The following is an 11,020-nucleotide window of genomic DNA, read 5'->3' on the forward strand; positions in this document are numbered from 1 at the left end:
AGCCCGCGCTCGCCGGCGGTTCGTCCCTCCACAGGCGGGGTACCGGCTCCGTTGTCCCGATCCTGGTCACGGGCCCCGGCCCGATGTCGGTGGTCGCTGATTCAATACACGTATGAGAAGTTCGGGTGACGCGGCGCAGGCGGTCGAGGCGGTGCGCGCGGGCGAGACGGCGCAGACGCTCGACGCGGTGCGCGCGCTCGCCGGTCTCGCGGCGGGGCTCGCCCGCTCCTCGGCGCCGGTGCTGCTCGCGGGGGCCGTCGCCCTGCACACGGCGTACCGGGCAGCGCTGCTCGTGCCGGAGTCGTTCGCGCGGGGGAGTCGTCTCTCCCGGAGCGAGGCGGGAGACCTCGTGGAGCGCTCGATCCGAGCCGAGTTCGCGACGGCGCTCGGGATGTCGGAGCGCGTGGCGTCTCGGCGTCTCGAGCACGCTCGGCTCCTCATCGAGGACCTCCCGGCGACCCGCACCCTCCTGGCCGAGGCCCGGATCCTCTGGGAGGCCGGCGAGGTCGTCTGCGCCGCCGCCGCGACCCTCCCCGCTCCGTCGCGCGCGTCCTTCGACGAGCGGGCGGCCACCGCGGCGCTCTCGCAGACGCCCACCCAGCTCCGCCGGACCGTGGCGCGGCTGCGCGACGAGCTGCACGAGCAGCCGTTCACCGAGCGCCACGCCCGCGCCCGCGAGGACCGCAGCGTGTGGCTCGGCGCCGAGGCCGACGGCATGGCCACGCTCTGCGCCCTGCTGCCGGCCCCGGTCGCGGTCGGCGCCTACAACCGTCTCGACCGGATCGCCCGCTCGCTCCGCGACGGGGCGGACGCGGCGAGGATCGGGCTCGGTGCAGGTGCAGGTGCAGGTGCAGGTGCAGGTGCAGGTGCAGGTGCAGGTGCAGGTGCAGGTGCAGGTGCAGGTGCAGGTGCAGGTGCAGGTGCGAGTGCGAGTGCGAGTGCGACTGCGACTGCGACTGCACAGAGCGGTGCTGGTGCCCGTGGCGATGCCCGGGTAGCAGTCGGTGCGGGAACGGACGCTGGTGCTGGTGCTGGTGCTGGTGCTGGTGCGCGTGCTGGTGCCGTGCTCGGCGCGGAGACGGGTGGCAGCGCCGGAGGAGACGCTGACATCTCCCTCGGCGACGGCCGGACGCTCGCGCAGCTGCGGGCCGACGCACTCGTCGATCTGCTCATCGACGGCGACATCTCCGCAGACGGATCCTCGGGCGAAGGAGCGAGCGCAGTCCCCGCCTCGGTCTCCGGAATCTCCGCCTCGGTCTCCGGAATCCACGCCTCCGTCTCCGGAGTCCGCGCCGACGTGCGCCTCACCCTGGCCGCCAGCACCGCCGTCGGCCTCGACGACGCGCCGGCCGAACTCGACGGCTACGGTCTCGTCCCCGCCGACGTCGCCCGGGAGCTCGTCCGCACGGCGGCCACCTTCACGCGGGTGCTGACCGATCCGGACACGGGAGTGGTGACGTCGGTCGGCAGGACCCTCCGCGTCCCGCCCCCTCGGATGCGCCTCCAGCTGCAGCTGCGCGACCGGACCTGTCGGTTCCCCGGCTGCACCCGCTCGTCCTCGACGGCCGAGGCCGACCACACCCTCGAGTGGCGGAACGGAGGCGAGACCGCCCTCGGCAACCTGGCCTCGCTCTGCGTCGCGCACCACCACGTCCGCCACGGCGACCGCTGGACCTACGCCCTCCATCCGGACGGCACCGTCGTCTGGACGACCCCCACGGGCCGTCGGATCACCGACCGACCGCGGGCGCTGCCCGGGGCTCCGCTGCCGCCCACGCGACGACCGACGCCGCAGTCGGCGCAAGAACCGGAGCCGGAGCCGGAGCCGCGGCCGGAGCCGGAGCCGGAGTCGGAGCCGGAGTCGGAGTCGGAGTCGGAGTCGGAGACGGAGCCGGAGCCGAAGCCCGAGCCGCACCCGCTGTCACCACGATCCTCGTCATCGCAGCTGAGGTCATCGCGACCGTCGTCTCCTCGGCCGTCGCCCTCGCTGCTGGCGCCGACGCGGCCGCGGTTCGTGGACGCGTCTCCGCCGTTCTGATCCGCAGCCCGACCTGCCGGTCGATCCGACACTCCGTCGGCCGCGAGGCGGTGCATCGCCGTGCCTGGACCCGCCCAGGCGCCCTCGCGCTCTCGCACCTCCGGCGCCGCGAGGTCCGTCGGCACGTTGGCGCTTCGTCGAGCCTCGAGTTCCGAGCCTCGAGTTCCGAGCCCCGAGCTCCGAGCCCCGAGCCCCGTGTCCCGGAGCTCCGAGCCTCGAGCCCCGTGTCCCGTCGTGCTTCGGCGCTTCGGGGCGTCGGCCACCGCGTCCCGGTCCGCCCGCGTCCCGGTCCGCCCCTGTCCCCGGTCCGCCCCTGTCCCCGGTCCGCCCCCGTCCCCGGTCCGCCCCTCCGTCCCGGTCCGCTCCGTCCCGGTCCGCTCCCGCCCCGCTCCGGCTGGCGGATGCCCCCCGCCGCGCAGGAGAGCCGTCGAACTCGAGAGATCACGACCGGACGACCTCCACGTGGTTCACGTTCTCCGCCGCCCGCCGCCCGCCGCGTCCGTCGGCACTCTCCTGCCCCGTCCTCTCCGGCCCTGCTCTGTCCTCTCCGTCCACGTCCTCTCCTGCCCCGTCCGGTCAGGAGCGCCCCGCCGCGGCGACCGCTCCACTCCGCCCGTGCCCCCGCCCGTGCCGCCGCCCGACCTCACCGGATGCCGCTGCGCGCGAACCCCTGCACGAAGTAGCGCTGGAAGCACAGGAACAGCAGCACCATCGGCAGCACCGACACCAGCGCCAGCGCCATGCTCGCGCTGTAGTCCGGCGTCGACTGGCCCTTGAGGTAGAGCAGGCCGATCGGCAGCGTGAACAGCTCGTTGTCCTTCAGGGCGATCAGCGGCCAGGCGAAGTCGTTCCAGCTGCCGAGCAGAGTCAGCAGGATCAGGACGGCGATCAGCGGCTTCGAGAGCGGCAGCACGATCTGCAGGAACACCCGCAGGTGGCCGGCGCCGTCGATCCGCGCCGCCTCGATCAGCTCCTCCGGGATGGAGAGGAAGAACTGCCGGGCGAGGAAGATCCCGAAGGCCGCCGCTGCTCCGGGCAGGATCACCGACCAGTAGGTGCCGTAGATCTGCAGTCCGGTCACGAGCTTGAACTGCGCGACCATGATCGCCTGCACCGGGATCATCATCGTGGCCAGTGCGAGCAGGAACAGCAGGTTCCGCCCGGGGAAGCGCAGCCGCGCGAAGCCCCAGCCGGCCAGCAGGTTCACCACGACGGTGAACACCGTGACGAACACCCCGATCACGACCGAGTTGACGAACCACTCGCCCACGGGGAAGCGCGCGAACACCGTCGCGAAGTTCTCGAACGAGATCTCGCTCGGCCAGAAGCGGGGCGGGCCGGGCGCGAACACCTCGCCGCGCGGCGAGAAGGCGATGACGAGCATCCAGTACAGCGGGAAGAACACGACCGCCGAGGCGACGATCGCGACGACGAGGCGGACGACGAGTCCGGAGCGGGAGCCGTCGCGGCGGGAGGGACGCCGGCGCGGGGTCTCGCGGGCGGTGGCCGCGGCGACCGCGGCGGGCGTGGTGGCGGTGGAGGACGACATGAGGGCTCCTAGTCGACGAGGTCGCGCGTGCGGCTCGTGCGCCACTGCAGATAGGTGAAGGCGAGGGAGACCAGCAGGATGACGACGCCGAGCGCGGCGCCGTAGCCCTGCTCGCGGACCTGGAAGCCGTTGCGGTACGCGTAGGTGCCGAGCACCGACGTGGAGAAGCCGGGGCCGCCGCCCGTCATCACGAAGACGATGTCGAAGACCTGGAACGAGGCGATCACGTTCATGATCAGCAGGAAGAAGGTGGACGGGCCGACCAGCGGCACCGTCAGTGCGCGGAACTGCTGCCAGCGCGTCGCTCCGTCGATCCGTGCGGCCTCGTAGAGCTCGGGCGAGACGCTCTGCAGGCCCGCCAGGTAGATCACCATGTTGAAGCCGATCCGCAGCCACACCGCGGTCAGCATCACCGAGATCATCGCCGCGGAGCCGTCCGACTGCCACGCGACCGGCGAGGCGCCCAGCGAGCTCAGCACCTTGTTCACGATGCCCGAGGACTCGCTGAAGATCGTGACCGCGATCATCCCGGAGGCGACGCCCGAGATCACCAGGGGCAGCACGATCACCGTGCGGAAGATCCCGCGGGCGGGCAGCACGGAGTTGAGCAGCACGGCCAGGCCGAGGCCGCCGGCGAGCTCGAGCGGCACGGTGACCGCGGTGAAGAGGAGCGTGTTGCCCAGGCTCTGCCAGAACAGCGGGTCGGCGCCCATCCGCAGGTAGTTCGCGAAGCCGACCCACTCGGGCGTGCCGAAGCCGCGCGACTCCTGGAACGAGAGCTGGATCGCCCAGAGGATCGGCACGAACAGGAACAGCGCCATCAGGAGCAGGTTCGGGCCGACGAAGCCGAAGCCGGCGAGGGCCTCGCGCCTGCGGGCCGACCGCGGCCGGGCGGAGGATCCCGCCCGGCCGCGGAGGGTGGTGGCGGTCATCAGCTGGTCGCCTGCTGGATGGCCGCGTCGAGGCCGGAGAGGGTCTCCTCGGTGCTGCGTCCGCCGACGAACGCCTCCTCGAGCTGGTCCTGCATCGCGACGGAGATCTTCGCGAGGAACGGCGAGGTGAGCTGCTGCACGTCGCGCGGCGTGATCGTCGCGGCCTGCTCAACGAAGACGGGCATCACGTCCGGGCGCACCGCGAAGTCGATCGACGCGGGGTCGATGTCGGACCGGGTGGGCAGCTCGTTCGTCGCCGCGCAGAACTCGGCCATGGTGTCGGCCTGCGTCATGAACGAGAGGAACTCGGTCGCGAGCTCCGGGTTGTCGGTGTCGGCCGTGGCGACGAGGGCGTTGCCGCCGAGGTCGGTCGCGCCGCGCTCGTCGACGGGCATCGGCGTGGCGGTCCACTCGAAGTCGGCGAGGTCGTCGATGTCCGGCACGAGGAAGGACCCGGCGAAGGCCATCGCCGCGGTCTGCTCCGTGAAGAAGGAGTCGGCGTAGGTGGCGGACTTCACCGAGCTGGTCGGCGGGACCCAGTCGTTGTCGAAGAAGCTCTTCGTGAAGTCCAGCGCCTTCGCGCCGGCGGCGGAGTCGATCGCCGGAGTAGTGCCGTCCTCCTCCAGGAGCGTGCCGTCGGCCTCGAACAGCCAGCTCAGCCAGCGGGGCGTGCCGCCGAGCTGCCAGTTGTAGACGAACGGGTACTGCTCGGCGGGCAGGCTCGCGCGCAGCTTCGCGGAGGCGTCGGCGAACTCCTCCCAGGTCCACGCCTCGTCGGCGGTGGTCGGCACGTCGGTGATGCCGGCCGCCGCGAGCAGCTGCGTGTTCACCAGCAGCGCCGACACGTCGGTCTGGTGCGGGACGCCGTAGGGCTTCCCCTCGAAGGAGACGGCCTCCTGGAACGCGGGCGTGAAGGAGTCGAAGTCGTCGATCCGGTCGGTCAGGTCGAGCAGCTGCTCCTGGCTGGAGTAGACGCCGAGGTTGCCGTAGTCGACGCGGAACACGTCGGGGGCCTCGCCCGACGACAGCTGCGCGTCGATGTTGCTGAACATCTGGTCGTAGGGGACGACGTTGAGCTCGACGCTCGCCCCCTCGTGCTCGGCCTCGAAGTCGGTGATCAGCGACTCGAAGGCCGCCTGCTCGGACTCGCTGGCCCAGGTGGTGAAGGTGATCGAGTCGGCGTCGGCCGAACCGCCGCCCTCACCGGCTGCAGCGGCTTCGGCGGAGGGCGGTCTCGACGAGCGAGACGAGGCCGTGCGGGCCGAGCTGGCCGGCGAGCAGGTCGAGCGGAGTGGGGACGGGCAGCGCGGAGGCGGCGCGGCCGAGGCGGGAGGCGGGCACGGGGGCGGCCTCGCGCTCCTCCGGCTCCGAGTCGGCGAGGGCCAGCGCGACAGTGGCGGCCACGTCCTCGACCGCGCGGACGCAGCCGAAGCGGACGATCCGCTCGTCGTCGATCAGGGCCTCGCCGTAGCCCGCGCGGAACGCCGAGCGCTGCACGTCGCTGATCGGCCGCGAGTAGATGACGCCCAGCTCGATCAGGAGCAGGTCGGCCTCCCGCGGGGCGACGGTGGCCTCGTCGAAGTCGATCAGCCAGGGGCGGCCGCTCTCGTCGATGACGACGTTGCCGGGATGCGGGTCGCCGTGGAGGGGCACGCGGGAGGTGGGCGTGCGGGCGCGCTTCAGCCGCCGCTCAGCGCCGGCGAGGGCGTCGAGGCGGGAGCGGTTCGCGCGCCAGAGCGCGGTGAGGCGGGGGCGGAACTCCGGCTGCGCGTCGATCCTCTCGTCGGTCTCGGCGAGGAGGTCGGCGAGCGGACGGCGGACACGGCGGATTCCCCGCCGCACGGGAGGCGCGAGGGTCGGCGGCTCGGCGTCGTGCACGGAGCGCAGGACCGCGCCGAACCCCTCCCAGTCGAGGGCGTCCTCGCCGGAGTCGACCGCGTCCTCGCCGAGGATCCACGGCGCGACCGAGACCCGCAACCCACGGTCCTCCGCCCAGGGGCGCCCGTCGGAGGCGCGGTGCGGCGCCGCGACGCCCGGCACCCCCGACTCGCCCAGCGACGCCGAGAGCGCGAGGCCGAAGCGCCCGTCGCGGGCCGACGCCTTGACGCTCCAGAGCGCTCCGGAGCCGTCGGCCGCGCACCAGACGCGCGCTCCGTGGTCGAGTCCGCCGACGACGGGCTCCAGGTCGACGAGGCCGACGCCGAACTCGCGGCGCACCAGAGCGCGCGCCCAGGCGCCCGCCTCCTCGATCGTGTCCATCCCGCTCATGCTGACGCGCGGGCGCCCCGCGAGCAGGTGCTTGCGCGATCGGTGATCGTAGGCATGGGTGCGGGCTGAGCCGCGTCTCAGGCTCGGGCTCCGGGCCGCCCGACGAGGAACCACGCCATCGACCCCAGGAAGGGCGCCACCACGGAGGCGATCGTCCACAGGCCCTTCCGCAGGGGATCGAGGCCGGAGCGGAGGACCTGCGCGACCGCGAGGATCGCGACTCCGAGATACGCGGCCCCGCACAGGGCGGCGACCACGCTGGTGCCGAGCAGTGACATGTCCATCGCCCGACGCTACGCGCGGCGCGGCGCTGCCGGATCCGCCGCGGGGCGGAGACTCCCGGCGATGCGCAGCGGGCCTCGCTCAGCGGCCGAGGACACCGGTGATCGTCCGCGCGCCGTCGGCGGGGAAGAGGGCGAGCCGCTGCTCCGTCCCCTGCTGCCGGACCGTGAGAACGGGAGCCGTGAGCGCGTGACCGTGGTGGTAGCCCGTCACCGACTCGGGGGCGTCCCCGGCGGTGAGGGGCAGGAACGCGATCGGCGAGAGGTCCGCGTCGGCGCGGCACAGCGAGAGCGCCCTCGCGGTGACGACGGCCAGCAGCACGGGGTCCGGCTTCGCCGCGCGCAGCGCCGGGAGGTCGACCGCGGCTCCGGCGACCGCGAGCGTCCGCAGCGAGGCCAGCGTCTCCGGAGTGTTCAGCACCGCGGTGACGCCGCCGTCCGGATGCTCGGCCCGCAGCCTCTCGAGGCTCGGCCGGGACCACCGCTCCTCGACGCGCCGCCGGAGCCCGAAGCCGAGCACCGCGACCATCACCGCGGCCACCGCGAGCACCACGCCCCACCCTCCGTAGAGCTGGAACGCCCGGGCCCCCGACCACGCCGCCGCGACGACCACCGTCGCCCCGAAGAACGCCTCGCTCCCGAGCGACCGCAGCCGGGTCGACTGCACCTCCTGCGTCACGAGCGCTCCTCCGGGTCGGGCGGACCTCCGGGCGGGATCACGTCAGCGCATGATCGCACCGGCGCCTGCGGGTCGGGCGGGGATCCGTCCCCTTGCGCGCGAGGCCGGCTCAGCGCCCGCGCCGCTCCCGCGGATCGGTGAGGAGCCGGACCGGGGGGAGGTCGGCCAGTTCGGGGGACACGAAGCCGAGCACGTCGGAGTGGTGGTCGGCGGAGGCCCGGCGGAGGAAGGACCAGCACTTGAGCGAGGACGGGCGCCGGTCGAGGGGGAGGGGAGCGGCCTCCACGATGATCACGGTGGCGGAGCGGTGCGGGATCCGCACGGGCACGCGCCTCTCGCGGCCGTCGACGGTCCAGCTGGAGACGCCGCGGATGCGGCCGTCCTCGCGGTCGACCCCGACGGTGAGGACGCTCCGGAAGTCGTCGGACGCGGCGCCCATGCCGATCTGGAAGTCCCCCTCCGCGCCGTCGAGCACGAAGGCGACGTCGAGTCCGCGGCGGTGCCGGACGGTGAAGGTGGCGAGCAGGGGACCGCTCCCGAACCTCGGGGCCTCGTCGCGGGCCTGCCGGACACGCTGCTCCGCGTCGTCCCTGTCCATGGAGCCACTCCTGCCGTCCCGGCGGAGCGGGGCCCGCGCGCCCGTCGAGCCTAGGGGGAGCGGGGCGGCGTCACCCCGCGCGAGGCAGCGTGACCCGGAAGCGGGCGCCGACGGGCCCCGCCTCCGCCACGAGGTCGCCGCCGAGGGCCCGGGCCAGCCCGCGCGCGATCGGCAGGCCGAGGCCTGAGCCGCCGTCGGCGCGGTTGCGGGCGTCGTCGAGGCGGACGAGGCGGTCGAAGACGCGCTCGCGGTCGGCCTCGGTGATGCCGGGGCCGTCGTCGTCGACGGTGATCGTGACGGAGTCGGCGGCCGCCTCGACGGCGACGTCGATCCGGGAGCGGGCGAAGCGGGCACCGTTCTCGAGGAGGTTGCCGAGCACCTGAGCCAGCCGGTCGGCGTCGGCGCTGACCAGGAGCGGCTCGGCGGGCCGGTGCAGCTCGATCGCGAGGCCCGGGCGGCGCAGCTCCTGGCGCTCGATCGCGGCCTCGGCGACGCCCGCCGGGTCCAGCGGACGAGACTCCAGAGCCAGGCCCTCGTCCAGCCGCGCCATCAGCAGCATGTCCTGGATGAGGCGGCCCGCGCGCAGCGACTCCCGCACGACGTGCACGGAGAGGCGCTCGCGCTCCTGCTCGCCGCCGTCGCCGCGGACGAGCGCGTCGGCGGCGGCCTGGATGCCGGCGACCGGCGTCCGCAGCTCGTGCGCGGCGTCCGAGACGAACGCGCGCATCCGCTGCTCCGCCGCGAGGGCCGTCGCCTCGGCGGCGAGGGCGCTGCGCTCGGCCTGCTCGAGGTCGTCGAGCATCTCGTCGAACGCGGTCGCGGTGCGGCCGAGCTCGGTCCGCGGACGGGAGGGGCGCAGCCGCCGCCCGCGGTCGCCGTGCGCGATGTCGCGGGCCACGTCGGTCATCCGCTCGAGGGGCCGGAGGGTCGCGCGGACCACGACGATCAGCGCGAGGGCGGCCAGCACGAGGAACACGGCCGACGCGGCGAGCAGGATCCCGTTCAGCTGCGCGAGGGTGCTGCCCACCGATCCGGCCTCGCTGGTGAGCTCGAGGCGGGTGCCGTCGCTGAGGGTCGACTCGAGGGTGATCAGCTCGTCGTCGGCGGCGACGCTGCTCGAGACGACGGTGACGGCGGCGGACGCGGCTCGGGGCGGGACGGCTCCGGAGGAGGAGCTCGTGCCGGGCGGCGACGGCGGCTCTCCGAGCTGGTCGGCGGCTCCAGGGCCCAGGCGCAGCTGCTCCGGGCTCGGCCCGGCCACGACGTCCTCGCCCTCGGGGCTCGTGATCCGCACCGAGACGCCCTGCGCCGAGAGGCGCGAGGCGAGGGCGTCGTCGGCGATCGTGCCGACCAGCGCGGCGGCGGCGGAGGCGCGGTCCTGCAGCCGCTCCTCGATCTGGTCGCGGAGGCGCTCGCCGAGCACCGCCTGCACCGTCGCCGAGAGGGCCAGGAGCAGCACGGCCAGCAGAGCGAGCACGGCCAGGACGGTGCGGAGGCGGAGCGAGCCCGTCCGCAGCGCGCCCGGCTGGGCGCGGCTCACGCCTCCACCCGGTAGCCGAGGCCGCGGACGGTGTGCACGAGCCGGTCGCCGTGCGCCTCCATCTTCTTGCGGAGGGAGCTGAGGTGCACCTCGACGAGGTTCGGGTCGACGTGGTCGTAGCCCCAGACCTGCGTGAGGATCTGGGTCTTGGTGAGGGTGCGGCCGCGGTTCCCGGCGAGGAAGGCGAGGAGGCGGAACTCGGTCGCGGTGAGGTCGAGGGCGATGCCGCCGCGGCGGGCGCGGCCCGACTCCGGGTCGACGACGAGGTCGCCGATCTCGACGACGGACGGGATGCGGCCGCGGCGGCGCAGCACGGCGGTCACGCGCTTGACGAGCTCGGCGAGCACGAACGGCTTCACCACGTAGTCGTCGACGCCCTCGTCGAAGCCGCGGAGGCGGTCGTCGACCGCGTCGCGGGCGGTGAGCATGATCACGGCCGCGTCGCTGCTGCGGCGGATCCGCTCGGCGAGCACGATGCCGCTCGGGCCGGGGAGCATCCAGTCGAGGATCACCAGGTCCGGAGCGAAGGTGCTCAGCTCGCGGGCGAGGTCCTCGCCGGAGACGAGACCGCGGACCGTGAAGCGCTCGCTGCGCAGCGCGGTCTCGACGGAGGAGCGGATGGCGTCGTCGTCCTCGATGAGGAGCACACGGGCGGAGGAGGGCATGTGCTCGAACCTAGGGGCCGCGGATCGGGGCGCACCCGGCGTCTGCTGTGGAGGGTCTGTTCTTAAGTCCGGCTTCAGATTCGCCTTCGAATCTGAGATGGAACCGGCCGCAACCGATCCCGAACGGGGTCGGCACCGGGCCGGAACGAGGAGACACCCATGACCGAGTCGACCACCCCCGCCGAGAAGGGCTCGAGCTTCGGGCCGCGCCGTCCGAAGAAGCGCGCCCTGACCATCGGCATCGCCGTCGGCGCCCTCGGACTCGTCGCGCTCGGCTCGACCGCCGCGTTCGCCGCGACGCCGTCGAGCACGCCGACCTCCAGCGCCACACCGCTGCACTCCACCTCCACCGACGCTCCGTCCACCGATGCGCCGTCCACCGGTGCGCCGTCGACCGATGCGCCCGCCGAGGGCACCGCTCCCACCCCGCCCACCGACGCGCCGACGCCGCCGGCCGATGGCTCGAAGCC

At 73.9% G+C, this 11,020-nt stretch carries 10 protein-coding genes and 1 pseudogene; 2 read left to right on the forward strand and 9 right to left on the reverse strand.

The window, feature by feature from the left end:
• Positions 1 to 112: 112 nt before the first annotated feature.
• Positions 113 to 2,038, forward strand: a complete 1,926-nt coding sequence (locus C5C95_RS16525; protein ID WP_104324878.1) for an HNH endonuclease signature motif containing protein — start codon at positions 113 to 115, stop codon at positions 2,036 to 2,038.
• Between the two features lie 643 nt (positions 2,039 to 2,681).
• On the opposite strand, the gene C5C95_RS16530 is transcribed toward C5C95_RS16525, so the two are convergent.
• The 9 genes from C5C95_RS16530 to C5C95_RS16570 all read right to left on the reverse strand — a co-directional run bounded on the left by C5C95_RS16530 (position 2,682) and on the right by C5C95_RS16570 (position 10,550).
• On the reverse strand, positions 2,682 to 3,587 hold the full coding sequence (locus tag C5C95_RS16530) for a carbohydrate ABC transporter permease (RefSeq protein WP_104324879.1): 906 nt from the start codon (positions 3,585 to 3,587) through the stop codon (positions 2,682 to 2,684).
• 8 nt (positions 3,588 to 3,595) lie between these two features.
• Entirely contained in the window at positions 3,596 to 4,519 is a 924-nt protein-coding gene (locus C5C95_RS16535; protein ID WP_104324880.1) for a carbohydrate ABC transporter permease, read from the reverse strand.
• Positions 4,519 to 5,691: a sugar ABC transporter substrate-binding protein gene (locus C5C95_RS16540; RefSeq protein ID WP_104324881.1), complete on the reverse strand. Its 1,173-nt coding sequence runs from the start codon at positions 5,689 to 5,691 to the stop codon at positions 4,519 to 4,521. The genes C5C95_RS16535 and C5C95_RS16540 overlap by 1 nt, the downstream gene beginning before the upstream one ends.
• 28 nt (positions 5,692 to 5,719) lie before the next feature.
• Positions 5,720 to 6,778 (reverse strand): aminoglycoside phosphotransferase family protein, encoded by a 1,059-nt coding sequence (locus tag C5C95_RS16545; protein WP_104324882.1) that lies wholly within the window; start codon positions 6,776 to 6,778, stop codon positions 5,720 to 5,722.
• Positions 6,779 to 6,864: 86 nt separating this feature from the next.
• Positions 6,865 to 7,071: a PLD nuclease N-terminal domain-containing protein gene (locus C5C95_RS16550; RefSeq protein ID WP_104324883.1), complete on the reverse strand. Its 207-nt coding sequence runs from the start codon at positions 7,069 to 7,071 to the stop codon at positions 6,865 to 6,867.
• A gap of 79 nt (positions 7,072 to 7,150) precedes the next feature.
• Complete coding sequence (locus C5C95_RS16555; protein WP_104324884.1) at positions 7,151 to 7,747, reverse strand: hypothetical protein; 597 nt, start codon at positions 7,745 to 7,747, stop codon at positions 7,151 to 7,153.
• A gap of 109 nt (positions 7,748 to 7,856) precedes the next feature.
• Complete coding sequence (locus C5C95_RS16560) at positions 7,857 to 8,345, reverse strand: hypothetical protein (protein WP_104324885.1); 489 nt, start codon at positions 8,343 to 8,345, stop codon at positions 7,857 to 7,859.
• A gap of 70 nt (positions 8,346 to 8,415) precedes the next feature.
• Positions 8,416 to 9,885: a cell wall metabolism sensor histidine kinase WalK gene (locus C5C95_RS16565; protein WP_104324886.1), complete on the reverse strand. Its 1,470-nt coding sequence runs from the start codon at positions 9,883 to 9,885 to the stop codon at positions 8,416 to 8,418.
• On the reverse strand, positions 9,882 to 10,550 hold the full coding sequence (locus C5C95_RS16570; protein WP_104324887.1) for a response regulator transcription factor: 669 nt from the start codon (positions 10,548 to 10,550) through the stop codon (positions 9,882 to 9,884). Before C5C95_RS16570 ends, C5C95_RS16565 begins: the two co-directional genes overlap by 4 nt.
• A gap of 159 nt (positions 10,551 to 10,709) precedes the next feature.
• Between C5C95_RS16570 and C5C95_RS16575 the strand changes: the two are divergent.
• Positions 10,710 to 11,020: pseudogene (locus C5C95_RS16575) on the forward strand (hypothetical protein); the annotation flags it as partial.

This window comes from Rathayibacter sp. AY1B7 (assembly GCF_002932735.1).
Classification (GTDB): Bacteria; Actinomycetota; Actinomycetes; order Actinomycetales; family Microbacteriaceae; genus Rathayibacter.

Excerpts from the sequence above, each read along its gene's own strand:
- C5C95_RS16525 (WP_104324878.1), top strand. The coding sequence starts at position 113 with ATGAGAAGTTCGGGTGACGCGGCGCAGGCGGTCGAGGCGGTGCGCGCG.
- C5C95_RS16530 (WP_104324879.1), bottom strand. The coding sequence starts at position 3,587 with ATGTCGTCCTCCACCGCCACCACGCCCGCCGCGGTCGCCGCGGCCACC.
- C5C95_RS16535 (WP_104324880.1), bottom strand. The coding sequence starts at position 4,519 with ATGACCGCCACCACCCTCCGCGGCCGGGCGGGATCCTCCGCCCGGCCG.
- C5C95_RS16545 (WP_104324882.1), bottom strand. The coding sequence starts at position 6,778 with ATGGACACGATCGAGGAGGCGGGCGCCTGGGCGCGCGCTCTGGTGCGC.
- C5C95_RS16550 (WP_104324883.1), bottom strand. The coding sequence starts at position 7,071 with ATGGACATGTCACTGCTCGGCACCAGCGTGGTCGCCGCCCTGTGCGGG.
- C5C95_RS16560 (WP_104324885.1), bottom strand. The coding sequence starts at position 8,345 with ATGGACAGGGACGACGCGGAGCAGCGTGTCCGGCAGGCCCGCGACGAG.
- C5C95_RS16570 (WP_104324887.1), bottom strand. The coding sequence starts at position 10,550 with ATGCCCTCCTCCGCCCGTGTGCTCCTCATCGAGGACGACGACGCCATC.